At 70.5% G+C, this 25,509-nt stretch carries 19 protein-coding genes; 12 read left to right on the top strand and 7 right to left on the bottom strand.

The window, feature by feature from the left end; translation table 11 throughout:
- Both IPL40_05200 and IPL40_05205 read left to right on the top strand, forming a co-directional pair.
- On the top strand, nucleotides 1–454 hold a 454-nt coding region (locus IPL40_05200; GenBank protein MBK8480553.1), incomplete at its 5' end, for an MgtC/SapB family protein.
- Between the two features lie 228 nt (nucleotides 455–682).
- Nucleotides 683–1,987, top strand: coding sequence for a hypothetical protein (locus tag IPL40_05205; GenBank protein MBK8480554.1), 1,305 nt, complete (start codon nucleotides 683–685; stop codon nucleotides 1,985–1,987).
- A 97-nt stretch (nucleotides 1,988–2,084) separates the two neighbouring features.
- Here IPL40_05205 and IPL40_05210 read toward each other — a convergent pair whose 3' ends face one another.
- A complete protein-coding gene (locus IPL40_05210; GenBank protein MBK8480555.1) occupies nucleotides 2,085–2,834 on the bottom strand; it encodes an OmpA family protein in 750 nt (249 codons plus the stop codon).
- Between the two features lie 401 nt (nucleotides 2,835–3,235).
- Between IPL40_05210 and IPL40_05215 the strand changes: the two genes are divergently transcribed.
- The 3 genes from IPL40_05215 to IPL40_05225 all read left to right on the top strand — a co-directional run bounded on the left by IPL40_05215 (nucleotide 3,236) and on the right by IPL40_05225 (nucleotide 8,168).
- On the top strand, nucleotides 3,236–6,028 hold the full coding sequence (locus IPL40_05215; protein ID MBK8480556.1) for a DNA translocase FtsK 4TM domain-containing protein: 2,793 nt from the start codon (nucleotides 3,236–3,238) through the stop codon (nucleotides 6,026–6,028).
- Nucleotides 6,029–6,232: 204 nt separating this feature from the next.
- On the top strand, nucleotides 6,233–6,937 hold the full coding sequence (locus IPL40_05220) for an outer membrane lipoprotein carrier protein LolA (GenBank protein ID MBK8480557.1): 705 nt from the start codon (nucleotides 6,233–6,235) through the stop codon (nucleotides 6,935–6,937).
- Nucleotides 6,938–6,956: 19 nt separating this feature from the next.
- Complete coding sequence (locus tag IPL40_05225) at nucleotides 6,957–8,168, top strand: YkgJ family cysteine cluster protein (protein ID MBK8480558.1); 1,212 nt, start codon at nucleotides 6,957–6,959, stop codon at nucleotides 8,166–8,168.
- A 94-nt stretch (nucleotides 8,169–8,262) separates the two neighbouring features.
- Here IPL40_05225 and IPL40_05230 read toward each other — a convergent pair whose 3' ends face one another.
- Nucleotides 8,263–10,239 (bottom strand): serine/threonine protein kinase, encoded by a 1,977-nt coding sequence (locus IPL40_05230; GenBank protein ID MBK8480559.1) that lies wholly within the window; start codon nucleotides 10,237–10,239, stop codon nucleotides 8,263–8,265.
- Between the two features lie 697 nt (nucleotides 10,240–10,936).
- On the opposite strand from IPL40_05230, the gene IPL40_05235 reads away from it, so the two are divergent.
- The 3 genes from IPL40_05235 to hflX all read left to right on the top strand — a co-directional run bounded on the left by IPL40_05235 (nucleotide 10,937) and on the right by hflX (nucleotide 16,476).
- Nucleotides 10,937–11,932 (top strand): hypothetical protein, encoded by a 996-nt coding sequence (locus tag IPL40_05235; GenBank protein ID MBK8480560.1) that lies wholly within the window; start codon nucleotides 10,937–10,939, stop codon nucleotides 11,930–11,932.
- Between the two features lie 346 nt (nucleotides 11,933–12,278).
- Nucleotides 12,279–14,726, top strand: coding sequence for a response regulator (locus IPL40_05240; GenBank protein ID MBK8480561.1), 2,448 nt, complete (start codon nucleotides 12,279–12,281; stop codon nucleotides 14,724–14,726).
- Nucleotides 14,727–14,778: 52 nt separating this feature from the next.
- Entirely contained in the window at nucleotides 14,779–16,476 is a 1,698-nt protein-coding gene (gene hflX / locus IPL40_05245) for a GTPase HflX (GenBank protein ID MBK8480562.1), read from the top strand.
- A gap of 14 nt (nucleotides 16,477–16,490) precedes the next feature.
- On the opposite strand, the gene IPL40_05250 is transcribed toward hflX, so the two are convergent.
- Nucleotides 16,491–17,210 carry a hypothetical protein gene (locus tag IPL40_05250; GenBank protein ID MBK8480563.1) on the bottom strand — a complete coding sequence of 240 codons (720 nt, stop codon included), beginning with the start codon at nucleotides 17,208–17,210 and terminating at the stop codon, nucleotides 16,491–16,493.
- Between the two features lie 201 nt (nucleotides 17,211–17,411).
- Between IPL40_05250 and rseP the strand changes: the two genes are divergently transcribed.
- Both rseP and tsaB read left to right on the top strand, forming a co-directional pair.
- The gene (gene rseP, locus IPL40_05255; GenBank protein ID MBK8480564.1) at nucleotides 17,412–19,085 is read left to right on the top strand and encodes an RIP metalloprotease RseP; all 1,674 of its coding nucleotides are present in this window, start codon (nucleotides 17,412–17,414) and stop codon (nucleotides 19,083–19,085) included.
- An 11-nt stretch (nucleotides 19,086–19,096) separates the two neighbouring features.
- Nucleotides 19,097–19,810 carry a tRNA (adenosine(37)-N6)-threonylcarbamoyltransferase complex dimerization subunit type 1 TsaB gene (gene tsaB, locus IPL40_05260; GenBank protein MBK8480565.1) on the top strand — a complete coding sequence of 238 codons (714 nt, stop codon included), beginning with the start codon at nucleotides 19,097–19,099 and terminating at the stop codon, nucleotides 19,808–19,810.
- Between the two features lie 24 nt (nucleotides 19,811–19,834).
- On the opposite strand, the gene IPL40_05265 is transcribed toward tsaB, so the two are convergent.
- The 4 genes from IPL40_05265 to IPL40_05280 form a co-directional block, all read right to left on the bottom strand.
- Nucleotides 19,835–20,608, bottom strand: coding sequence for a hypothetical protein (locus IPL40_05265; GenBank protein MBK8480566.1), 774 nt, complete (start codon nucleotides 20,606–20,608; stop codon nucleotides 19,835–19,837).
- Nucleotides 20,609–20,709: 101 nt separating this feature from the next.
- Nucleotides 20,710–21,351 carry a VIT1/CCC1 transporter family protein gene (locus IPL40_05270; protein MBK8480567.1) on the bottom strand — a complete coding sequence of 214 codons (642 nt, stop codon included), beginning with the start codon at nucleotides 21,349–21,351 and terminating at the stop codon, nucleotides 20,710–20,712.
- Nucleotides 21,352–21,880: 529 nt separating this feature from the next.
- Nucleotides 21,881–22,630, bottom strand: coding sequence for a metal-dependent transcriptional regulator (locus tag IPL40_05275; GenBank protein ID MBK8480568.1), 750 nt, complete (start codon nucleotides 22,628–22,630; stop codon nucleotides 21,881–21,883).
- Nucleotides 22,631–22,720: 90 nt separating this feature from the next.
- Nucleotides 22,721–23,287 (bottom strand): hypothetical protein, encoded by a 567-nt coding sequence (locus IPL40_05280; protein MBK8480569.1) that lies wholly within the window; start codon nucleotides 23,285–23,287, stop codon nucleotides 22,721–22,723.
- Between the two features lie 85 nt (nucleotides 23,288–23,372).
- On the opposite strand from IPL40_05280, the gene IPL40_05285 reads away from it, so the two are divergent.
- Together IPL40_05285 and IPL40_05290 are read left to right on the top strand one after the other, a co-directional pair.
- Nucleotides 23,373–24,812, top strand: coding sequence for a BamA/TamA family outer membrane protein (locus IPL40_05285; GenBank protein MBK8480570.1), 1,440 nt, complete (start codon nucleotides 23,373–23,375; stop codon nucleotides 24,810–24,812).
- Between the two features lie 11 nt (nucleotides 24,813–24,823).
- Nucleotides 24,824–25,504 (top strand): hypothetical protein, encoded by a 681-nt coding sequence (locus IPL40_05290; protein ID MBK8480571.1) that lies wholly within the window; start codon nucleotides 24,824–24,826, stop codon nucleotides 25,502–25,504.
- Nucleotides 25,505–25,509: the final 5 nt, after the last annotated feature.

Here is a 25,509-nt window from a genome sequence, read left to right on the forward strand (position 1 = left end):
GGTGCTGACGGGCATCGGCTTTCTCGGCGGCGGCGTGATTCTCCGGCTGAGCGACGTCATCCGCGGCGTCACAACCGCCGCGGCAATCTGGTTCGTCGCCGCGCTGGGTATCGTGATCGGTCAGGGCTACTTTGGCCTGGCGCTGACGGCTACCGGCGTCGGGATGGTGGTGCTGTGGTTCTTCCAGTTCCTGGAGCGACCGCTACACGGGCAGATCTACCCTACGGTGCACTTGCTCGTCGAGGCCGAGCGGGTCGGCGACGTCCTGCCAGCGGCGCGCGCGCTGCTGCTCCGCAACGAGATTCGCCTGATGGACCTCAAGGCCGCGACCGACAAGGCCACCGCCGTGACTGAGCTCCATCTCTTCGTCCGCACGCAGCAGCACTTCCAGGCGCACGAGATCGTCGATGCCCTGGCGACGCTCGAAGGCGTCCAGCATGTGCGTTGGCGCTAGCGGCCCGCGCTGACCCGCTACACGCAGGACGGCGCAAGTTTACAGCGTGAGGCAGCGCAGCTAGGCTGAGGGTCGGCACGGCTCGGTTACCGCAAGCGCGGGGGCTGAGCGAGCGGTGCCGGAGAGGCAGGCTGGTTCGTGTTGCACTGTTTCGCCTTGCGTTGGAGCAAATCGCCACGACGGGGGCGCGGCGGCGCGCCCGGGCCTCGAGCCGGAGCGCGGACCTCGGTGCCGGTTTCGGGGCGCCCGACGTGGCCGCTCTGCGTCGTTGCGCTCGCGGCCCTCGGCTGCGGCGACGGGCTGAGCGTCAAGGGGCGCCTCGATCGCGTCATCGGCGAACCGCTGACCATCGAGCTGATCGAGGGCAAGCCGACCTTCGGCAGCGACGTCACGCTGGTCGATGCCGCGGGCAAGGTCTTCGAGGCCGACGCGCTGCGGGCCCGCCTGGTCAGCCCGCGGGAGCTGAGCTGCTTGATTCCGCGCGGCGCGCAGGTAGGCCCGGCGCGACTGCGGCTGCCCCGACAGGGGACGAGCAGCGAGTATGCGATCCCCTTGACCGTCAGCCGGCTGTTGATCGCGCTCGACGAGGCCGGAGCGGTCCACGCCTTGCCGCTGGCGGGGAGCGTGGTCGCTGGCGCCCAGCTCGATACCGCACGGCCCGTCGCCCAGCTTTCGCTCTCGCCGAGTGGGGGTCAGCTCGCGGTGGTGACGGTGCCGTCCGAGGACGCGCCGCACGGGCAGCTGCGGCTCTACGCCCTCGCCGCCGAGCCGCGGCTCTTGCACACCCTCGACCTCGAGCAGGCGCCCGCGGCCGTCGCGGCAACCGACGACGGTGTGGTGGTGGCCACCGCGGCCCAGCTGGCCTTCTACCGCGCCGATCGCGAGAACGGGCTGCAGACCGCCTTTACCGCCGCGCTCGCGCAGGTGCAGGGCCTTGCTGTCGCCGCCGAGGCGCCTGTAGCCGCCGTGCTGCTGCGCTGTGACTCGAACAACGACGGCACCGTCGACGCCGACTGCGTCGCGCGGCTGGCGCTCGATCGCGAGGATGCCGCTCAGCAGCTCAGCGCCACCACCGTGCTCGATTCCACGCCGAGCGCCAGACTGATCGCCCTGCGTCGCGACGGACTCGCCGTCGTCGTCGCTGATACGCAGGTGGTCTATGGCGTGCTCTACGACGGGGCGACTGCGCGGGTGACGGCGCAGGCCTGGGATCCGAGCCCGGCCGAGCCGACGAGCATCGATGACGCCCCGTCGGGCATCGGCGACATCTTCGCGATCAGCGATCGCCGCAACGGCGTGGTCTTCGTGGTGGGCTTCAATCCGGCGGCGAATAACGACCTCGGGGTCGTGCGGCGCTCTCCCGTGCTGGACATCGCGCCCGTGGCGCTCAGCTTCGGCCGCGGCACGGACCTGCTCGTGGCCAGCCCCGCGGGCGGGATCTTCGGCCTCGACGTCGCCACCGGCAAGAGCACGGATCAGGCGCTGCTGATGGGCCCGAGCGCCGGATTGCGCACCTTCGTCACGCAGCGCTGAGAGCGCTAACGCGCTCAAGCGCTGAAGCGCGGCACGAGCCGCCGACGCGCCAAGAGCGCCAGCGGCCCGCGCAGCCACCTCATGCTGCGCAGCCCCGCTACTCGCTGATCGGGGGCAGCTCGTCGAGCTTGGGCATCAGCACGATCTCGATGCGGCGATTGGCGCGGCGCCCCTCCTCGTCGGCGTTGTCGCCGACGGGATCGAACTCGGAGTAGCCCGCGGCGACGAGCTGCCGCGGATCGACGCTCTCGGCCTGAAGAAACTTCACGACCTCGACGGCCCGCGCCGCCGATAGCTCCCAGTTGGAGCGAAAGCGGCGCGTGCGGATCGGCACGTTGTCGGTATGGCCGGCGACGAGAAACTCGCGCTCGCCGATGTCGCGCAGCACGCCGGCCAGCGCTGTCAGGGCCTGCTTACCTTCTCCCTTGAGCTCCGTTTGACCCGGGTCGAAGAGGATCTTGTCGTTCATCTGCACGATCATCCGACCCTTGCGGATTTTGACGTTGAGCTGGCCCGAGTCGATCATCGCCCGCAGCCGCGACAGCAGCCCGCGGTAGGTACGGGTGCGCTCGTCGGCCGCGACTCGCGCCTGGCGCACGGCCTGCAGCTCCTTCTCCGTCGCGCCGAGCTGCCGCGCGAGGGCGTCCTTGTCGCCTTTGGCCGCCGCGAGCTGCAGCTTCAGCTCATCGCGGGCGGCGCCCGCCCGGTCGAGCTCGCTGCGCTTGGCGGCCAGCCCCGCCCGGCAGCGTTGCAGGTCCTTCAGCGTGGCGTTGTAGTTTTCTTCCGGGATGCCACAGCCCGCAACGGTCGCGGCGATCGCGGCCCAGATCCACCAGCGTGTCTGCATGTTCCCTCTCCTATGGTCGCGTCGGAGGTGCCCCGTAGGGCCCCGAACGCTCGCAGCATAGGCGCCCGCTCGGCGACCGCGCAACAGCCAGCGCGTGTCGGCCTGCCGACGACCAGCCGTGCCGGTTCTTTGACAGCAGAGGCGGGCGAACGTATCTTGGCGACCTACGTTATCCTACCTAAGCGCCTATGTAGGGATGACGATGTAGGATTCATCCGGGGCGGTTGTTGGCCACGCGAGCGGGGCGCGTTTGCGTGCGGGGGATTATCGTGGGCTCAAGAGTATCGCGCAGGCACGCCGCCGACGACGACCACTGCGGCGGGGCCGCGACCGACGCCCCCGGCTCGGAGCCGGGAGGCGGATCACGGCGGCGGCGCCACGAGTCCCTGGGAATTCTTACGATGACGGCCGCGCTGCTGACTGGGCCCAGTCTGGCATCGGTTCAGTTTGGCGACGGACGCCTGATGGGCCCCCTCGGTCGGATGGTCGGATCGGCGCTCAATGCCGCCTTCGGCCTCGGGGCCTATCTCCTGGTGCTTTGGCTGCTCGCCGAGGCGGTGGCAGTCTTTGCGGGAGCGCTTCCCTCGGCCGCCAGCGCGGCCGGCCGTGATCGCTTCAAAGGGGGCTGGCGCCGGTCGATCGGGCAATTGATGGTGCTGCTCTGCAGCGCGATGCTGCTGCACCTGATCGTCCATCCCCATCGCCTCGCGCATGCCTCCGGCGGCGGTGCGCTGGGGGAATACAGCGCCGAGCTGCTGAGCGCCGTGCTCTCGCGGCCAGGGACCTGGATCGTCGTGCTCGGCGGGTTGGCGCTGAGCCTCGTACTGAGCACCAATCTGAGCTGGGTGCGCCTCAGCCTGCGCTTGGCCGGCCTCTTGCGCCGGCTCGGGGCGGCGGCGCATGGGGCCTTGGCTCGCGTGCCGCCGCGGCTGCTCGCCCTGCAGCGCTGGGTGGCGCAGCAAGTCGCCTATGCTCGCCTGCCGCCGCAGCTCGTTGCTCATGGTGCCGGCGCCGCCACGCTCCCGCCAGTGCTCCGCCTCGACCTCGAGGAGGAGGGCGACGCGACGCTGGAGGACGCCCTGGCCGCGTTTCCGCCCGGTGGTGCCGGCCTCGGCAGCGGCGGCCTGCTGGCGCGGCTTCGCACGCATCTGCGCGGTCGTGGCATGGCCGGCTCGGGCCCGGCTCCGCTGACCGCCCCGCAGCGGCACGAGGCCTACGGCAGCGGCGCAGCTCTCCCCATCGAGGCGCCGCGCGTGGCGCAGGCCGTGGTTGCGGCGGACGCGCTCTTCGGCACGCGCCGGGCAGAGCAGCCGACGTCCGAGCCCACCTCAGAGCCGACGTCCGAGCCCACCTCAGAACCGACGTCACCGGGCCGCGCCCGCGCGCAGGTCGAGCGCACCCGCGCCCAGGTCGATTCTGCGGCGCGTCGCGCTGTTCGCCGGGATCAGGTCGCGCCAGGCGAGGCGCAGCCCGCCCCCGAGGCGGTGGTCGGCGCTGGAGCGCCAGCGCGGGAGGACAGCGCCAGGGTCGGTCTGACGATCGTCAAGCCGCACGTGACGCCCCCGGCGCGCGAATCGGCGGCGCTGGCGCAACCCACCATCGCGGCGATGGCCGAGCCGGAGGGCATCGATCCGGCCGCGAGCGGCTTCGTGTTGAGCGGGGCGACCTATCAGCTTCCGCCCCTCTCGCTGCTGCAGGAGCACGGCGCCGAGCGGATCGCCATCGACGAGGACGCGATTCAGCGCCAGGCGGCGCGACTGACGAAGACGCTCGCCGACTACAAGATCTTCGGACAAGTGACCGAGGTCCATCCGGGCCCCGTGGTCACGATGTACGAGTTCGTGCCGGCGCCGGGGACGCGCGTGAGCAAGGTCGCCGGGCTCTCGAACGACCTGGCGATGTCGCTGCATGCGCAGCGCGTGCGGATCGTGGCGCCGATTCCCGGCAAGGGCGCGATCGGCATCGAGGTCCCCAACGACCGGCGCGAGACCGTTTCGTTTCGCGATATCGTCGGCGACGAGGCCTTTCGCGGCAAGGCCAGCGCACCGCGCGGCAGCAGCGCGCGCGCGCCGCTGAAGCTGGCCTTGGGCAAGAACATCGCCGGCCTGCCGGTGGTGATGGATCTCGGCAAGGCCCCCCACCTCCTGGTGGCCGGCGCCACCGGTGCGGGTAAGAGCGTCAGCATCAACGCGATGATCTGCAGCCTGCTCCTGCGCTGCACGCCGGATGAGGTGCGCCTGATCCTGATCGACCCGAAGTTCCTCGAGCTCTCCGGCTACAACGGCATCCCCCACTTGCTCTTGCCGGTGGTCACCGACCCCAAGCAGGCGGCCGTCGCGCTGCGCTGGACGGTGGCGGAGATGGAGCGCCGTTACCAGCTGCTGGCCGCGATGCACGTGCGCGACATCGTCGGCTTCAACCGCAAGGTCGACCGCCTTCGTGAGGGGCACGAGGGCGAGGACGAGCAGCCGACACCGCGCGCGGCGGAAGCGGGCGGCGCGGGGCGCCACGGCGCTCACGACCCCAGCGCCGGGCCACCGCAGCGCCTGCCCTACCTGGTCGTGGTGATCGATGAGTTCGCCGATCTCATGATGTGCAGCGCCAAGGACGTCGAAACCTGCGTGGCGCGTCTGGCGCAGAAGGCCCGCGCCTGCGGGATTCATCTGATCGTCGCCACGCAGCGGCCCTCGGTCGACGTGATCACCGGACTGATCAAGGCGAATTTCCCGTCGCGGGTCGCCTTCCAGGTGGCCGCCAACCATGACTCGAAGACCATCCTCGGCACCTATGGCGCAGAGAACCTGCTCGGCGCCGGTGACATGTTGGTGCTCGATCGCGGCGTCGAGATGAAGCGCGTCCACGGCGCCTACATCTCGGACGACGAGATCCGCGCGATCATCGACTGGCTTCGCCAGCAGGGCCGGCCGATCTACGACATGGACATCCTCAAGGACGACGAGGAGGACGAGGACGGCGCGGCCCAGCCGGACGAGCCACATGACGAGCTCTACGACCAGGCGCTCGCCCTGGTCGCCGAGAGCCGTCAGGCCTCGATCTCGATGGTCCAGCGCCGCCTGCGCATCGGCTACAACCGCGCCGCCCGCCTCGTCGAGCGGATGGAGCGGGAGGGCGTCGTGGGTCCCGCGGACGGCGTGCGCGGGCGCGAGGTCCTGATCCAGCACCACGCGCCATGACCCGCGCCATGACCCGCGCCATGACCCGCGCCATGACCCGCACCGTCGCGCGCAGCGCGCCCTAGGCTTCGACAGGGCACGCAGGCGAAGTCCGGACCCCGGCCGTCACACCGCGCCCCGGTGCGCGCGCAGGCCGCTGTGCTAGGCTGCGCCGAGCCGGCTAGGCCCAGTAGAGTGGGGCCGGTCAAGCGAGAGGATTCCCCGATGCGACTCGACCGCTGCTGCGGGTGGCTGCTGCTGCTGGGCGCCGCCGCGTCTCCGCTGCACGCGCAGGGCGTTGAGCCCCGCGCGGCCGCCACCGTCGCCACCGTCGAAGCGATCGTACAGGCGGTCCAGGAGCGCTACGAAGGCACCGTGGATCTCAAGGGCCAATTCAAGCAGGTCTACACCGACCAGCTCTACGGGCGCAGCCGCACCAGCTACGGTTTCCTCTTCGTCAAGAAGCCCGGTATGATGCGCTGGAACTACGCGTCGCCAGAGCGCAAGGCCTTCATTTCAGACGGCAAGGTGCTGTGGGTCTGGGAGCCTGCGGATAAGCAGGCCTTTCGCAACCCGCTCGATCTCCGCACGCTCTCGACGGGCCTGACCTTCCTGCTCGGTGCCGGCGACCTGCGCCGAGAGTTCGCGATCGCCTTCGCCAGCGCCCCGCGCGACCGGCTGGGCGGGCCGGACGACTATGTGCTCAAGCTGACCCCAAAGCAGCCCAGTGCCCAGCTCGACTACCTGGTGCTCGTGGTGCGCCGCAGCGACCATGCGGTGCTGGAGTCGATGATTGTCAACGAGAGCAGCACCAATCACTTGATCTTCTCTAAGCTGGTCTTCAACTCGCGCCTCGGCAACGCGCGCTTCATCTTTCGACCGAGCGCCGATACGCGCGTGGTCGAGGGCGCCAAGCTCGAGCGCCCCTGAGCGCCGCGGCGACAGCCCCATGCGCGACACGGCGATCCGCCTGCCCGACGCTCGCTTCAGCTGCCAGAGCTGCGGGCGCTGCTGCACGCTCTGGAGCGTGACGCTCGACGCCGCGAAGGCGACGGCGTTGCGCCGGCACGATTGGTCGCACGTCGGTCGCGGCGATCCCTTCGAGCGCAATCGTGGGCCCGGCGAGCCCTTTCGCCTTCGGATGGTCGACGGGCGCTGCTTCTTCCTCGACGCGGACCGCCGCTGTTGCATTCACAGCGAGCTGGGCTACGAGGCGAAGCCCGAGGGGTGCAAGGCCTTCCCGCTGCACTTCACCACCGTCGCGGGCACGTCCCACGGGCGCCTCAGCTTCTACTGCCCGACGGTCACCAGCAATCAGGGCAAGCCGCTGCGCGACCAGCAGCGCTGGGCACGAGCGGTGCTCAAGCGCGCCGGAGCGGGCGCCCACGAGGGCGCGCTGCGGCTCAATCAGACGATCGAGCTGAGCGCCGCCGAGGTCGATCGGATCGAGCGCCAGCTCATCCGTTGGGTCGAAACACCGGGCGGCCCGGTAGCGCCGCGCCTGGCCGCCGGTGCCGCGCTGCTGGCCGAGCTCGAGCGGCGGGTTGCCGAGCAGGGCAAGCGAGCTGTCGCCGGCTGCCTCGCCGAGGCCGAGCAGTGGGACGTGGGGGCGCGCTACGGCCCATGGCAGGCCAGCGGGCGTGCCGCCCAGGCAGGGCCGGTGCTTTCGCTCTTCCTCGGGGCCGATTGCAGCCCCAGTCCCTGGCCACGCCTGCTGCATTTCTTCGGCGTGCGCTTCTTTCAGCTCGGGCTCGGACCGCTGCGTTCACGGCTGATGCAGGGGCGCGCGTGGCGCCGTCAGCTCTCCGGCATCGCCTTCGATCCCCCGCTCGGCGACGAGGCCCTGCTGCAGCGCTATTTCCTGCACAAGCTGCAGGGCCGGCGTCACCTTGGCGGTGATACGCCGCTGATCGGCGCCTTCAACCTGCTGGTGGCCGCATACGGCGTGATCAGCCTCTTGGCGCGGCTCAGCGCCGCGCACCATGGCCGCAGCGCGGTCGATGCCCACGACGTCGCGAGCGCCGTACAGGCCGCCGACCTGCTGGTCGTCGAGCATGCGACGATGCTGCACAAGCCGCTCTTCGCCGCCCTGATCGAGCGGGTGCTGGCATCGCCCTCGCTGGCGCCCGCGATGTTCGCGCGCGTAGGACCGAGGGGCTGAGCCGAGACGCCCGAACGAGCGCGACAACGCGCGTGACGTGGACGACCAAGGCCGCAGCCGTCACGAATTGAGCATCACGGGGAGCATCACGCGTCTAGCGGGGCTGCGAGGAGCTCGCGCTCCCCTTCGGCATCGCCACCGTCTCGCCTCCTTGGCGCGCGGGCAGACCTTGCCGCGCCGCGATGGCCGCCGCGAGCTCGCGGTCGACCTCCGGGCAGCGCGGGCGGTTGCGGCGACGCGCCCGCGGGGACTGCGCGTCGAGCAGCACGCGCAGGGCCCGCGGGTCGTCGAGGTGACGCAGACCGGCCACCGCGCGGCCCTGCAGCGCGCAGGAGGTGCGCTGGTTGAGGTCGAGCCGCCAGACGGTGAGCCAGTCGACGCGCCGGCTCGCACCGAGGCGCAGGACAGCCCCTAACGCTCGGTGGCGCCAGCTCGCGTCGTTGCTGGTCACCGCCCCCAGCAGCGGCTCGACACCGCCGGGCCCCAGTTCCTCGACGAGGAACGCGAGCGCCTGCGCGCGCGCGCCGGGCGTGGCGAGCAAGGCCCCGGCGTCCTCGAGCAAGCGTGCATCGCGCCGATAGCGCGCATCGAGGTGAATGGCGCGGCGATAGGCGGCGAGCGCCGCGCCGACCTCGCCCTGGCAGATCTTCGCCGCACCGAAGAGGTAGTGTAGCGGCGCCAGCGTCGGCCGCTCGGCCACGGCGTTGCGCAGATCGAGCGCGGCCTCGCGGCAGGCGCCGCGCGCGATCAACAGCCGCGCGGTGGCCAGCCGCTGCGCGAGCTCGTCGGGCATAGGTGGCGCGGTCGCGGCGCTCGACGCACCCCCGGCAACGACCCCCGAAGCAGCGATCCGTGAGGCTCGCCACCACCAAAGGCCGGCCAAGGCCAGGGCGCTCAGGGCCAGCAGCCCGACCAGCGCGCTGGCCAGCACGACGCGCCCGTGGCCCGGTCGGACGAGCAGGCGCAGGCGCAGCGACCAGCGCGGCGCGGCCTCGAGCTCGGAGCAGCGATACCAGCGGTGAAAGGCACGGGCCAACGCGCACCCGCCGCGCTGAATCGCGCGCAGCGAGCGCCAACGCGACGCCGTGCTGAGCCCACCGCCGCGCGCGCGCTGCACCTGGTCGAGCGCCCGGAGCATGGCCTCGGCGGAAGGAAAGCGTTGCTCAGGCTCACGGGCGAGGGCGCGTGCCACGAGCTGCTGGAGCGCGCGCGAAAAGACGCCCGGGGCCACCTCGTCGAGCGCGGGGGCGCGATGCGTCGTCTTCTGCCTGAGCACGCGCATTGGATCGTCGGCGCGAAAAGGAGGTCGCCCCGTCAGCAGGTAGAAGAGGATCACCCCGACGGCATAGAGGTCGCTGCGCTCGTCGATCGCCAGGCCGGCGGCCTGCTCGGGCGCCATATAGGTCGGCGTTCCGGCGACCTCCGCCGGGGCGGCCGGTCGCGGAGCGCCACGCGCCGCCGGCGGGACCGCCAACCCGAAGTCCAACACCTTCACGAGCGTCGACCCCTCGGGACCGTCGATCAGCATCACGTTGTCGGCCTTGATGTCGCGGTGGACCAGCCCGGTGCCGTGCGCATGCTGCAAGGCGAGCAGCACCTGCCGCACGAGGTCGAGCGCCAGCGAGACGGCCACCGGCTGGTTGAGCAGGCTCGTCAGCGAACGACCCGCGAGCAGCTCCATCACCAGATAGAGCTCACCCGTCGCCGCGTGGCCGAAGTCCGTCACGAGGACGCAGTTGGGGTGCTCCTGGCGGCTGGTCGCCAGCGCTTCGCGCTCGAAGCGCGCGGCGAAGCCCTTCAGGTCCCCGAGGTCGCGACGCACGACCTTGAGCGCGAAGCGCTTCTTCAGCCGCAGGTGCTGAACCTCGTAGACGGTGCCCATGCCGCCACTGCCGAGGCGGCGCAGGACCTCGTAGCGCTGGTCGATCTGCGCGCCGAGCAGCGGATCGTCGGCGATGTGCGCCCCGCAGCCGCGGCAGAAGGCAACGCCCTCGACGCGCTCACTCGCACATTGTGGGCAGGACGGCGGCGCCTGGTCGTTCGGCGAGCCCGCGGCGGTCAGCTCGCTCATGGCGGCAGACTGGCACCCTTCCGCCAGCGTTTCAATCGCGCTGCACATCGCGCTGCACCGGCGCGGTCCGCAATCGGGCGAGTCGATCGGGCTGGTCCACCGATCTGGCGCGCCGGGCGATCAACCGGCACACTAGAGGCCAGTCGGGTTGAGTGTCTCTGCGGTGACGGGAGCGAATACCGGGCGCTGAGCGCCTGGCACGCTGGCCGTGCCGGGCGGCCAGGAGGGCCCCGCGGCGCGACGATCAGGAGGGCTCTACGTGAACAACTCGCCGCGCTCGAAGGCCGCTGGCTGGCGCCTCGCCTCCCCGCTTGCACCCTGGATGCTTTTCGCCCTGGCGCTGAGCATCGGCTGCGGTCGCAGCCTTTCACTCGGCGACGAGGGCGATGAGGACGCTGCGGTCGGGCTGCGGGACGGAGCGATCGAAAACACCGACGGATCGGTGGCGCGCGACGGCGCGACGGCGCGTGATCAGGGGATTGCCCGTGACGCGAGCATTTCCCCTGATGCCACCCTCAGACGCGATGCCAGCGCGACGCGCGATGCCAATGGGCCGCGTGATGCCACTATCCGGCGTGATGCCTCTGGGCCGCGCGATGCCTCTGCAAGGCGTGATGCCTCTATCCGGCGTGATGCCTCTGTCGGGCGCGACGCCACTGGGCCGCGCGATGCCTCTGTAAGGCGCGACGCCACGCTCATGCGCGATGCCACTGGGCCGCGCGACGCCACGCTCAGACGCGATGCGGCCCTTTCTCGGGATGCTGCGCCCCGGCGCGACAGCGGCGGGCGCCGTGACAGCGCCTTACCGCTGCTGCGGCCGGACCTGCTGGTGGCGTCTTTTACCGCTCAGGCCGCTGCCAATGGCAGCGTGACCTACACGATCGTCACCTGCAACCGGGGCGCGGCCAGCAGTGCGGCGAGCCAGCTTGGCCTCTATCTGGACCTTCCGAGCGCGCCGACGCTCGCCACACCGCCGAGCCGCCTGGTCGACGTCGTGGCGCTCGGCGTCGGTCAGTGCCAGCTCGCGCGTCTGACCCTGACGCTGCAGTCCGGTAACTACCGCTCCTGGACCCGAGCGGACGTCCGGGCAGTGATCGCCGAGAGCAACGAGGGGAATAACCTGGCCGGCCCGGTCGTCCTCGCGATCGTCCCCGGACGTCCCGATCTGGTGATCAGCGCGCTCTCCGTCGCGGCGGGCACAACCCAGCGTGCAACGGTCTATCAAACGACCGTCTGCAACCGCGGCGTGGTCGCCTCACCGGCGACGCGGCTCGGGATCTTCTTCGACCGCCTGCAGGCGCCCAGCGTGAATAGCGCGGCCGACCGTGAGGTGGCCGTCCCGGCGCTGCAGCCGCAGCAGTGCAGCAGCCAGACGGCGAGCGTTGCGCTCGCCAGCGGCGCGTATTTCTCCTGGGCCCTGGTCGACCCGCGAGCCGCCGTTGTGGAAAGCAATGAGGCCAACAACGTCTGGGGCCCGCAGGTCTTCCTGGTGCTCAACACGGCCACGATTCCGCCCGCGTGCGTAAGCGCGTGCAGCGCGCTGGTCACGCCCTGCGGCTTGTTGGCGCGCAATCAGCAACAGAACTGCGCGCTGCTCTGCGCCACGCGCACCGCGGCTCGCATTGCCTGCGCGGGCGCCGCGGCGGCCAGTGGGCGCTGCTTTTCGATCGTCGGCTGCCTCCTGCTGCCTTAGCCGCCTGCGGATCGATCGCGGGCGGGGCGACGCTGGCGCCGCAGCCCGAGGACTGGTCGCGGCGGCAGCCACCTGCAGCGCAACGCCGACTTCGCACGGCGACAGGGGGCCAGTTTCGCAGTCGCGTCGTTCGCAGTCGAGTCGCTCGGTGCGCGGCTCAGGGCAAGGGAGCGGTGATTTGACAGCCGCCGGCCCGGGGACCTAGGATCAATCCCGCCGCAAGCACTGACGAAACGGAAGAAATCGGCCGCTCTCGCGGCGTCGCGCAAAGGCCTTCCAAGAGGGATGCTCGACCCCGCACCTTTGCTCGGTCGTGCGGCTGCGCTGGCCGGCCGCGGAGAGAACTATGCCTCGAGTGATGATCGTCGAAAGCGACAGCGACTACGCTGGCGAGCTGGCACGCGAGCTGACCGCGCGCGCGGCCCGGCTCTACCGTGGTCCGGCCATCGAAGTAACGCTGGCACGCGACGGCCAACTTGCGCTGGACGCGGCCACACGGCAGCCGCCCGACCTGCTGCTCGTCTGCGTCGAGCTGCCGACGATCAGCGGCTACTCGGTTTGCAATAAGGCCAAGAAGCACCCGCTGCTCAAGGATACCCCGCTGATCATCATGTCGGCGGAGGCCACGCCCGAGATCTTCGAGCAGCACAGTAAGCTGCGCACCCCCGCCGACGCCTACCTGATCAAGCCCTTTCCGATCGGGACGCTGGTCGAGCGCGTCGCGGCGTTGCTCAAGCTCGGCGACGACGGCACCCAGCTCGAGTCCGCCATCGACACGAGCATCGAGGAGGGGTTCAGCAGCAGTCAGCCGACGCCTTCGGAGCGCAGAGACGATGCCCTCGAGCTCGAGCTGGAGCTCGAGATCGACGACGGTGACCTGCTCGCCGACGAGCTCGCGCAGGCGGCGAGCAATCCCTCGCGCAGCGCTCCTGCCGGAACGCTCGCTGATCAGGAGATCGCCCTCGCCACCGACGCGGCCTTCGCCGCCCTCGAGCTGCCAGACGACCCAAGCCCCCTTCGGCCGCCGCCGAGCGCAGCCCCAACGCCGGCGTGGACCGTCCCGGCGCCGATCCCAAGGCTGCAAACGCCAGCGGTCTCGCGGCGCGCACCCGTGTCGACGCCCCTCGCGCTCGATCCGCCGACCGACCCCGACGATGCCGTCGAGCTCGAGGCACCACGCGCCACGCCCGAGCGTGATGCCGAGGCGGACGCATATGGCGAGCGCGAGGCGCTGGAGCCGATCGGGATCGACGAACCGCTGCCAGCGCTAGCCCCGACGCCCCTGGCGATCGACGAGTCGCTCGAGGACCAGCCCTTCGCGCTACAGACAGTCGCCGAGACCGTGGTCAGCTCCGGCCTGGCGCCCTTGGCAGCCGTTGCGGTCGAGCCCCGCGAGGCGCAGGCGGCGCAGGCGACCGAGCGGCGCGTAGCTGAGCTGCAGCGCGACAACGACCGCCTGACGCAGGCCCTGCACGAAGCGACCGCGGCGAAGCCAAGCGCCGGCGGCGCGTTGGTGCGCGATCGCGAGATCCTCGGGCTGCGCGAGGTGATCAACAAGAAGGAACGCGAGCTGCTCGATCTGCGGGATGAGCTCGATGCCAGAGAGCGGCAGATTCTCGATCACAAGGACAAGGTGCGCGAGCTCGACCGCCGGGCGCGCGACATGGACGAGAAGCTGCTGACCATCGAGAAGGAGATGGTCTCGGCGCGTGAGCGGGCCGAGGCCTTGCAGGAGGACAAGCAGCGCCTGGTTGACCGCGAGAGCGGCGTCAAGCAGCGGCTGGAGGAGGCCAAGCGCGAGATCGAGAAGGCCTACGCTGAGAACACGCAGGTCAAGGAGCGCCACGAGCGGGAGCTGGCGCGGATCAAGGAGCAGCATCGCGAGGAGCTGAGCCTAGCGGAGCAGCGACTGACGGACGAAGGGGCGAAGCTGAGGGAGCAGCAGGCGGCCGAGTTGCGCGAGCTGACCGAGGAGCTGCGGCAGGAGCAGCAGGTCGAGGCGAACGCGCACCTCAAGGAGACCGAGCGTCGTGAGCAAGAGCATCGCGACGAGGTCGCCGGTCTCGAGAGCCGCCACCAGCTCGAGCAGGCGGCGCAGCGCGAGCAGCAGCAAGAGCAGCTCGAGCGAGCGAAACAAGCGCACGAGCAGGCGCTGGCGGCGCAGCGCGCCACCGCGCGGGCCGAGCTGGAACAGGCCGAAACGGCGAGTCAGGCCGCGCTCGAGGGCCAGCGCGCCCAACACGAGGAGGAGCTCGCGCGTACGCTTCAAACACATCAGGGGCAGGTGCAGCAGGCGCGCGCCAGCCACGACGAGGCGCTGCAACGAGTCAAGCAGCAGCACCAGGATCTGATCGAGCAGATCGGGACCGAGCATGCCGAAGAGAAGGAGAGCCTGCGCGGCGCCCATCAGGGGGAGATGGACCAGCTCCGCCTGGACCATGGCAGCAGCCTCGCCACGCTCAAGACCCAGCACGAGGCGTCGGTCACGAGCCTCCGTCAGGACCACGCTGACGAGCTCAGCCGCCTGATCGAGCAGCAGCAGGCGAAAGCCGCGGCGTTCGAGCGAACGAGCGCCGAGCAGCAGGAACAGCTGGCCGCGTTGGGAGCCTTGCTCGAGAGCCATGAGCTACGCTTGGCCGATGCGCTGGCGGCGTTGCAGATCGACGCCGAGCTGGGCGAAAAGGCTCGCCGCGCGCTGGCGGTGGCGGTAGCGCTGGTCGACCAACAACGGGCAGCCACCGGCGCCGCGGTCGGCGACGACCGCAGCGCCGCGGACCAGCAGGTGCGCGATTGAGCGACCGACGACGGGTTTCAGCGGCAGCTGCTCTCTTCTGTAAACGCGGCTCATGCGCGCCGCTTCACGAGGTACGACCACGTCTGAGGTGACCGGAAATACGAACGGGCTACGCGCCAGCACCGTGCGCGCGATCGAGCGCATCTTCCGCCGCCGCGTGCGGCCGACGGAGGTGGTCTCGGGCGAATTGGCGACCTATCTCTGCCGCCTCTCGCATGAGCTGCACCGCCAAATCGGGGTGCTGATCGACCGGCGGGGCCAGCCCGAACACGTCGTGGTGGGGGACGCCAGCAAGCTCTGGCTGCCCGACATCGGTCGTTTACGCGCGGGACACGGGCGCCTCAGAGGGCTGCGCCTCGTTCACACCCATCTGCGTGGCGAGGAGCTGAGCAACGACGATCTGACCGATCTCGCGCTGCTGCGGCTCGACCTCGTCTGCGCCCTGACCTTCGCGGCCGACGGGCAGCCGACGCGCGCCTATTGCGCGCATCTCAACGCCGATGCCGCAGCGATTGATCCCTGGACTGTCCTGCCAGCGGTGGCCGCGCAGCAGCTGACGCTCGATCCGCTGGCGCTCGTGCAGGCGCTCGAGGGCCAGTTCGCGCGCCAGAGCGCCGGGCGCACCGCGGCAGCGCAAGGGGAGCGGGCGATCCTGGTGCACCTCGGCCTCGAGCGGGCCACGCGCACCCCTGCCGCCTGCATCGCCGAGCTCAAGGAGCTCTGCCGCACGGCGGGGGTGTCCGTGCTCGATACCGTAGTGCAGCGGCGGTCCCGCGCGGATCCGCGCTATGCGGTCGGGCGGGGCAAGCTCGAGCAGATTGTGCTCAGAGCGAACCAACTCGGCGCTGAGCTGCTGGTCTTCGACACCAATCTGACGCCGACCCAAGCACGCGCGATCAGCGAAGCCACCGAGCTGAAGGTGATCGACCGCGCGATGCTGATCCTCGACATCTTTGCGCAGCACGCGCAGACCAGCGAGGGCCGGCTGCAGGTCGAGGCGGCGCAGCTGCGTTACATGATGCCGCGGCTGGTGGAGAAGAACACGATGATGAGCCGCCTGACCGGCGGCATCGGCGGTCGGGGTCCGGGCGAGACCAAGCTGGAGATCAACCGCCGCCGCGCGCGGGAGCGCGTCACGCGGCTCAATCGCCAGCTCGCGCAGCTATCCGCGCAACGGCAGCGGCGCCGCGCGCTGCGCGAGGCGAGAGAGCTGCCGATCATCAGCATCGTCGGCTACACCAACGCCGGCAAGTCGACCCTGCTCAATGTGCTGACCAACAGCGACGCCGTCGCGGCGGACCAGCTCTTCGCCACCCTCTCGCCCTTGAGTCGGCGCTTGCGCTTTCCGCGCGAGCGCGAGGTCATCTGCACCGATACGGTCGGCTTCATCCACGACCTGCCCCAGGAGGTGATCGAGGCCTTTCGCGCCACGCTCGAGGAGCTCCGCAACGCTGATCTCCTGCTGCAGCTCGTCGACGTCTCGGATGACGACTTCCGCGCGCACATCACGACGGTGCAGAAGACCTTGGCCGAGCTCGAGGTCGGCGACACCCCGCGTTTGCTCGTCTTCAATAAGGTCGACCGCCTGGATCCCGACGAGCTCGCGGCGCGCCTCGCCGAGTTTCAAGCCTTGCCGATCTCCGCGCTGCAGGTCGAGGGCTGTCGCGGCCTGCTCGAAGCAGTGGCCGAGGCGCTGTGGCGCGAGGGTAAGCCGATCGCCCAACCGGCAGCCATTTCCACGGGCGTCTGACGCCGGCGCTCGCCCTACTTCGCGGTCGCCCGCAACACGACCTTGCCCTCGCGCACCACCACCTGAAACTCGATCTCGCGCCCGGGGTGGCGCTCGCGCAGCTGGGGAAGCTGCTTGCGGACAGTGCGCGCGAGGGTCTCAAAACCGACGGTGGCGGGATCCTGGCCGCAGTCCGCCTTGGCGCGCTGATAGCGGCGAAAGAGCGCTTGCAGCTGCTCCTCGCCGAGATCCGCATCGGCCGGCGCGATCGGCGCTGCCCGGGGGGCGGCTGGTGGCGGCCTGGTCACCGCCGTCGCCGGAGCGGCGCTCGGGGCCTCGGGCGCATCCTCCGCCTCCGCGCGACGCAGCGCGCTGGCGAGCGCCCGCTCCAGGTCGGCGGGGCTGTGGATGGCGATCTGGTCGGGAAGCTGCAGGCCGCGGCTGGCCAGGTGGCGCTTTGTCCGGGCCACGTCGCGGTGATAGGTGCCCGCCTCCATCTGGCGCACTGTGCGGCCCCAATAGGCGCGGTAGCTGCTGAGCTTCTGCAGCAGACCGCGATAGCGAAAGCGCACGGCGGTGTTGCGGATCTGTTGTTGATCGAGCAGGTACTGCAGCCGTGCGACGTTCTTCAGCAGCACCAGCGGCGCGCGCTTCTGGATACCAAGGAAGTACTGCTCGTAGAGCACGCGGAGGCGCTCGAGCTTCTGCTCGAACTCGGCAACCGCAGCTTCGACGTCCGGCAGTTCTGCAGCCACGGTCGGATACTAACATAGCCTCCCGCCGCTTCCCGGTGCGCGAGGCCGCAGTGGGATTCCACTGCCCCACGCCAAAGGAGCCCTTCGCAGCCGGCTCGCGTTGACGCCCGAAACCCGCGCACTACCGCATCCCGCTGACCCGCTCCAGTCGAGCGTCTGGCGGGTGGCTGCTGTGGCGCGCGTCGGCTACACTGCGCGCCGATGACCCTCCTCTACTTCGTGCTGCTCGTGGGCGTCCTGATCTTCGTGCACGAGTTCGGCCACTTCCTGATGGCCAAGCTCTTCAACGTCAAGGTGCTGAAGTTCTCGCTCGGCTTTGGCCCCGCGGCGTTGGGATTCCGCCGCGGCGAGACCGAGTACTGCATCGCGTGGCTACCGCTCGGCGGCTTCGTCAAGATGCTGGGGGAGGACCCGGCCGAGCCCTTGCGGCGCGAGGACCACGAGCGCGCCTTTCACCACAAGCCACTCTGGCAGCGCTATGCGATCGTCCTGGCCGGTCCGGTCTTCAACATCATCTTCCCGACGCTGATCTACTTCATCTTCTTCGCCGCGCAGAGCAGCTTGCCGCCGCCGGTGATCGGCAAGGTGCTGCCGGACGAGCCCGCCGCCGAAGCGGGGCTACGCCCCGGCGACCGCATTCTCTCGATCGACGGTCGGAGCGTGCGCTACTGGACCGATCGCGAGGCGGCCGGCGGTGGTCTTTGGTCGGTCACCCATAACATCGCGCCCTACCCCGGCACGGCCCTGCGCATCGCGATCAAGCGCAGCGGACAGCAGTTGGAGCGCTTCGTCACGCCGCGCGAGGACGTCTGCTATGACCGGCTCGGCCTGCGTTGGCGTTGCGGGCTGATCGGGGTCTCTCCGCTCTTCGAAATGGCGCAGATCGGCGTCATCGATCCAGCCTCGCCCGCCGGGCGTGCGGGCCTCCACACGGGGGACCTGATCACCGCGGTGAACGGGCGCCCGATCGAGCGCTGGGATGAGCTCGCCGAGGTGCTTCAGCGCAATCGCGGCGACGCGCTGCGGCTGGCCTATCTGCGACCCGGGGCCTCGCTGAGCGACTTCGCTGATCTGCGACTGCTGCAGCCGCAGACCACCGTGGTCGATCCGGAGCCACGCCACGAGGCGACGGTCGTGCGCTATGAGACCGGCATGGCCTCTGCCGAGCTCTTCGTGCGCCGCGTCGACCCTGGCTCACCTGCCGCCACGATTGGGCTGCGGCCGGGCGACCAGATCGTGGCGCTCGACGGGCGCCCCGCGCGCCACTGGGCGATCTTCGCCCAGGCGCTGCGGCAGCGTCCCGCGGCGGATCACCGGCTCGTCTGGTTGCGGCGCGGTGGAACGCGGCACGAGGCGCGCTTTCGCTTCGCCAAGGTGACCTATCGCGACGACATCGGCAACAACCAGGCACGCTACATCTTTGGAGCCGAGGCCGATGTGGTCGCGCGAACGCACGACCCGGTGCCGGTCGAGGGCCGCCTCACCTATGCCGCGGTCGAGTCCGTACGCTACACCAGCGATCTCGTGCAGAAGCTTCTCGTCGTGATCGTCGAGCTCTTCCGCGGCGGGATCTCGCGTGACACCATCGGCGGCCCGCTGATGCTGGCCAAGGCGGCTCGCGTCGCGGCGGAGACCGGTTGGGATAAGTTCTTGCTGCTGATGGCGCTGATCAGCATCAACCTCGGCATCATCAACTTGCTTCCCGTGCCGATTCTCGACGGCGGGCACATCATGTTCTTCACGGTCGAGGCGATTCGCCGGCGGCCGCTGAGTTTGCGCGCCCGCGCGATCGCCTCCTATATCGGTCTGGTGCTGCTGGTCTCCCTGATGGTGCTCGCGATGAAGAACGACATCACCCGCTACTGGTTGCGCTGAGCCGCGCTGCGATGATCAGGCCTCTGCACCTGCTCGCTCTGGACACGGCCACCCAGCAGGCCACCGTCGCGCTTTGCCGCGAGACGGCGATCGTGGCCGAGGCGTCGCGCGTGGTGACGACGCATAGCGCCGGACTGCTGACCCTGATCGAGGACGTGCTGGTCGGAGCCGGCCTGACGCTCGGCGCTGTCGATGCCATCGTTTGCGGTCAGGGGCCCGGCTCGTTCACGGGACTGCGCATCGGTCTGGCCACGGCAAAGGGCCTGTGCCTGGCTGCCGAGAAGCCGCTGCTCGTCGTCGGATCGCTGCTGGCGCTGGCACGCGCAGCGTTGGTCGAAGAGGCGGCAGCGACCCTTGCGCTGCTGGACGCGGGGCGTGGCGAGGTCTATGCGCAGGCCTTCGCCGCGGCGGAGCCGCTGGCGCCAGCCTGGCTCGGCGCGCCGCTCCAGGTGGGCGACTACCTCGCGACGCTTCCGCCCCGCGCCGGCACCGATTGGCTGCTGATCGGCGAGGGGGCGCTGCGTCACGCCGACGCACTGGGGCTCGCACTTCCCCAGGGGCGCCCAGCGGCGGCGACGCGGCACACGATCTGCGCCGCTGAGCTCGCACGCGCCACGCTGCCCCGCGCGCGCGCCGAGGACTTCGACGACCTCGCCCGCGCGGTGCCGCTCTATGTGCGCGCGCCTGACCTGTGGAGGCCCGCCCCGCCCGCGAACGCCGCCTGATGAGGGCGGGGCGCAGCAGCCGCGCTACAGCGTCACGATGAAGCCGACGGAGGCGCCCACGGCGCTGAGCCGGCCCCCCTGCCCGAGGTCCAGCGTGACCTGGTGAATCAGCTCGAGCTTGCCGTTCAGCACGACGTTGTAACCCAAGGCGACGCCGCCGACCTCGGCCGGTGGCGCACCGCTCTCGGGGCGGAAGTGATAGGTCGCGTCGTACTCGAGGAGGAGCTGGTGGCGACTGGCGACGGTGAGATAGAGCCCGAGGATCGTCGCCAGATCGACCGTGGTGTTCGCGGCGCTGGCCGCCCCGGACGCGCTGGGCCTGATGCCATCGACCGGTACGCCGAGGCGCAGGTAGAGCCCGCCCAGGCTCAGCCCCGGGCGGAGGTCGACGTTGAGCTCCAGTTCGGGACGGTAGCGGAGCTCCCTCAGGCCTGGCCCGGCCAGGGCCACGGCGAGCTGCAGGTCGAGGTCGAGGTGGTCGGTGTCCAACGGGGTGGCGACCAGCAGGAGGTAGCCAGCGGCATCTCCGTCCGGGTAGGCGTCGTCGCGACCATGCAGCGTCGTACCGACGCAGAGCGCCAGCCAATCGACGAGGCCGTAGCCGAGGATGAGTTCGCTGCGGCCGTGGGGCTTCGGTCGCCCGCGTCCCTCGCTCGCGGAGGCCAAGCCAAACATGCCGCCGTAGAGCTCAAGATCGTAGCCGCCAGCAGCGAAGGTCTCGATCGTGTCGGCCGCGCAGCAGCGGGAGGGGCGAGCGAAAAGAGCGCAGGGCAGCGCCAGCACCAGCGCTAGCGCCATTCGCCAGCGCGCGCGTGCGCTGGGCGCGGACGCGTTCAGGCAAGCCCTTCCCGCGTGAGGCTGAAACCAGGCGGCGACAGCCCGCGACTCGCGTTGCGGCCTCAGCGCCAAGGGAAGATCGTCGTGGCCAGGACGCCCGTGCCGTAGGTTGCGGCCGCAGCCGCCGCGCCGAGGCTGAGCATCCTCAAGGCGCCGCGCCCTGGGCTCCTGCCGGAGGTGGACGCCAGCCAGGCCCCGCCTGCCGCCAGCGCCACGGCGCTCACCGCGGCGCTGAGGGTCAGCGAGAGGCCGTTTGCTCCGATCACCAGCGGGACGAGCGGAATGGTCGCCCCGATCAAGAAGGACGCAAACGAGCTGAGCGCTGCGCCCGTGGGGCAGTCCAGTCGGTGGGGAATCAGTCCGAGATCGACGGCGGCGGCCTCCAACCGACCAGGCGTCGCGAGCACCGCGCGGGCCAGGTCCTCCGCATGCGCGGTTGAGAAGCCCCGCTTGGCAGCGGCCTCAATCAGCGTAGCCTTGGCCGCCCGAGGGTCATCGCGTATGAGCCGGTCGAGGGTGTGCAGGATGCTGCGGTGCCTCTCGTTCTGCGAGGTCACAGACACCCATTCGCCGGCCGCCATGGACAGCGCACCGCCGACGCCGCTGATGATCCCGGCGAGGATGGCGAGCTGGGTGCTTCCCGCCAGCCCGGCGACGCCGAAGACGAAGGCGAGGCTGGTGATCAGCCCGTCGGTGCCCCCCATCACGGACGCGCGCAGATTCCCGCCCTCGACAAGCCCACTCCACGGACCTTCGCCCGGTCGTGCAGCGCGCGAGCTTGGCCCTTGCGCCGGCTGCTCGTCCTCCGGCTCGAGGCCGCGCGCCCTGCGGTCCAGGGCGGGCCGCTCCTGTCGATCGCCCCTGCGGTGCCAGAACGCGCCGCGCAGCCCTCGGCGCCACGCGCTCGCCCCCGAGCCACCGCTGGCGCGCCTGCGCAAAGGCCACGCGCCGCTCGCCAAGCGCGCGCCGCCCGCCGGCCGCGCCGCGTCGCCGCAGCGGCGCCCGAGCGCAGGCAGCGGCCGAGGCGACGGCGCCTTCGTCCGCTGCGCGGCGGCCAGGGGGCTCGTCGCCAGCACCAGCCCGATGGCGAACACAACGCTCACGCCGGACGCCCGCGCCGCCACGGTGGCAAGGCGTGTCCGCCGAGGGCGGTAAGGCGGAAGCGGCGCTCGGCTGGATCGTCCCGCTAGCACTTTCGGCGTCCACTCAGAGAAGGAAGGAAGCGAGGGCGGATCAGCCCTCGTTGCGAACTTGCACCACACGCGCTTCCCCGCGCCGCAGCCTGAGCTGCGCGCCCTCGCAGCGGATCCAGAGCGGATCGCCGCGGTCCCCCACGCGTTCGAGGGCGATCGTCGTGTCGGGGAGAATTCCCATGTCGAGGATGCGTTGACGAAGCGCGCGGCCACCCTTGATCTGCGTCACCACGGCCCGTTGCCCTGGCGCCAGTTGCGCCAGGCTACGCAGATTCGCCGGTGCGCCCAGGGCGCCGGAGGCGCGATCCAGGCGGCAGGGGGAGCTGCCGGCGCCCGCACCCTCGTCCACGCCCTCGGGGAAGCGATCCAGGGCCTCGACCACCGCCCGGCAGTTGCCGATGGACTCGAAGAAGGTCACGAGCCGACCCATCGCCTCGTCGGTCAGGCTGTGCTCCATCGTGCAGGCCTGATCGCTGGCGGCCTCATGCGGCATCCTCAGCACCTGCTCGAAGAAGCGCGTCAGGAGCCGATGCCGGCTGAGCACCTTGCGGGCAGCGTCCTCTCCCTTCGGCGTCAGGCCGATGTACTCGCGGCGCTCGTAGTTGACCAACGCGCCCTCGGCGAGCTTGCGCAGCGCCACCGAGACCGTCGCGGCCTTGACCGCGCGCGCGCGCGCAATATCCCGCACCCGCGCGAAGCCATGCTCTTGGATCAGCAGGTAGATCGTCTCGAGGTAGTCCTCGAGGGCGGCGCTGATCGGGGCCGGCACGCTAGTAGTCGCAAGTTCCATTGTTAGCGCGTACTAACACGTGCGCCCAAACTGTCAAGCGTGGCGGCCGCGCCGAAACGCCGGCGGGACGCTGCCTCGGACCGGTCGCGGTCAGCGGGACTTGCGGCGCAAGGGGAAGACGCCGAAGAGCGCGTCGCGGTCGAAGACACGCAGCTCCACACGGTCGTTGTCGAAGAGGCTGAGGATGACGAGGGCCGTCGCGCTGCCCGTGTCACCGGTCGCAGGGGCCCACATAGGGGCCCACATAGGGGCCCAGAGCAGATAGCTGCGCAGCGGATCGCCGTCGAAGGTCAGGCTCGCCAGCGCGTCGGCGTCGCCTCGCGTTACCGGCTGCAGCGCGGTTTGGGCGAAGCGCCCATCGCTGGTGGTCAGCGTGGCCGCGAGGCTGCGCAGGGTCACGTCGGCGAGCGCGAGCTCGTCCACGCGAGTTTCAGCCTCAAAGCCGACGCGCACCGCCGGGTCCTCGATCACGGTTCCGGCCCAACTGCCCTCGTAGGCGCGCACATCGACGCAGCCAACGAGCGCCCCGAGCGCTCCGAGCGCCCCGAGCGCTCCGAGCGAGAGCCGGGGTCCTCGTCGCCGCTGCCGCAGGGGGCGCCCGGCGCGACGCATCACGCGAGGGCGGAGGGTGCCGACCCGTAGGGCTTCGAGCGCCATAGGTCCGTCTAGCACGACTCCGGCGGGGTTGGGGAGCACCTGCCGGCTTGACGTTGGGCGGTGGGCGACGCGATGCTGCCGCGTCGTGCCGAGGTCTGCCAAGCTCGCTGCTCTGCTCGTGGTGCTGCTCGCGGTGCTGCTCGGCAGCCAGGCCGCGCGTGGCCAGAGCCTCACCACGGGTCCGATCTACCGGATCGAGGCGATCGAGGTCCAGGGCAACCGCAGGACGCGTAGCCACCTGATTCGCCGGGCCCTGCTCGTCCGCGCCGGCGAGCGCCTGGCCGTCGACGACCCAGCCTTCGAGCTCTCCCAGTACCGCGTCCTGGCGCTCGGCTACTTCTCCTCCGTGCGTTTGCGCCTGCGCAAGGGGGCGAGCCGGGGCGCGGCGGTGCTGGTGGTCGAGGTCGTCGAACGCGGCACCCTGGTCATCAGTGACCTCTTTCTCGGAACGAGCGAAGCGACCCGGGCCTGGGGAGGTCTCGGCCTGGCAGAACGGAATCTCTTTGGTCGCGGCATCGAGCTCGAGGGCGCCTTCGTGCTTGGCACCGACCCGCTCGTCGAACGCGCCCATCTCCAGCAGTCGTATTGGTTGAGCGCGACCTCGCCCCAATCGCGCTGGCGGCGGCTCGAGGCCAGCGCCGCGCTGCTGCTCGTCGACGGCAGCGAGTTCTTCCGACGCTCTGGTGCTGACGCGAGCTCGGCGCCCCGGCACTTCATCTCGGCGGGTTATCGCCGGATCGGCGGCAGCCTCGGAGCGGGTCTCGACGTTGGACCGACCGTCCGCGTGCGCGCGGACCAACGCGTCGAGGCGGTCGAGGCGGCGATTCCCGTCGGTGCGACGCGGGAGCTGCCCGCGACCGGCGCCCTGCCGCCGCGCAGCGTGCCCGTGCCCTTCGCCCTGGTCGAGGGGCACAGCATGCTCTCAGTCACCTCAGTCACGCTCGAGCACGACACGCGATCCGATCCGATCATGCCCGAACGGGGCGCGTTGTTGACAGCCACCGCCGACGTCTCCAGTCGCCTCTTCGCGTCGCGCTATAGCTTCGTCAAGCTCAGCGCGAGCTATCGTCGCTACTGGGCGCTGCCCTGGCGCCACATCGCCTCGCTGCAGCTCTTCGGCGGGGCGATCTTCGGCGAGGCCCCCTTCTTCGAGAAGTTCTTCATCGGCGACCTCAATGACCTCGTGCCGGCGCGCGCCCTCGGGCTCAACTTCTCGACCCTGCCCTCGCGCAACGTCTTCGGCACCCCGATCAGTGGCCGGCGCTATGAGGACCTCGCGCTGCGCTGCAGCGGGCAGTACAGCATCCCCTGGTTTCGCGGCGGGCGCTTTGCCTATGCGGGGGACTTCTTTCTCGATGTCGGACTGATCTTCCTCGCGTCCAAGGACGACCTACGCCTGCGCGACCGGCCCTTGCTGCAGTCCGTGCCGCTCGACCTGACCGTCGACGCCGGGCTGCGCCTCGACACGCGGATCGGCGTCTTCCTCTTCTCCGTGGGCAACGGCCTCGGTCGCATCCCCTTCTGAGGACCTCGACGATGCCCCGCGCCCGTCTGCGACCGAGCCCCGTCAGCCGCTACCCAGCGCTGCTGCTGCTGGGCGCGCTGCTCGCCTCGGCGGCCGGGCCCACCAGCGCGGGCGCCAAGACGCGACTCCCGCTCAAGCCCGTGGCCATCGTGCGTGAGGGTAATCGCGCGCTGATCAGCATCGGCTTTCGCGAACTCTTCGACGCCGAGCTGCGTCGAAGACTGGACAGCGGCTTCGTGATGACGGTCGCTCAGACGCTCTCACTGCACGCGACGAGCGGCGCACGCGCGATCACCGTGGTCCAGCGCAGCCTGCGTGCAGTCTTCGACCTCTGGGACGAGCAGTATCTGGTGACCATCGCCGATGGGAAGGGTGAGCGGCGCGTGCGCTTGCGCCAACAGCGTGAGGTGGTCGAGCTGCTGACGAGCTGGTGGCGCTATCCGCTCGCCGTGCCCACAGCGAGCGGTAAACCTTCCGCCTATTTCCTCACCGGCCTGGCCCAGGTCAACCCGATCAGCGACCAGGCGCTCTCGCAGGTACGTCGCTGGCTGCGACGACCCTACCGCAAACAGCGCAGCGGTGGTGGCGATAGCTTCTTCGGCTCCTTCGTCAGCATCTTCGTCAACGCGCGGATCGCGCAGGCGGAGCGGAGCTTCGCCTTCCGCACGCCGGTCTTCTCGCTCGAACGTTGAGGTCT

Source organism: Pseudomonadota bacterium (assembly GCA_016711215.1).
Classification (GTDB): Bacteria; Myxococcota_A; Polyangia.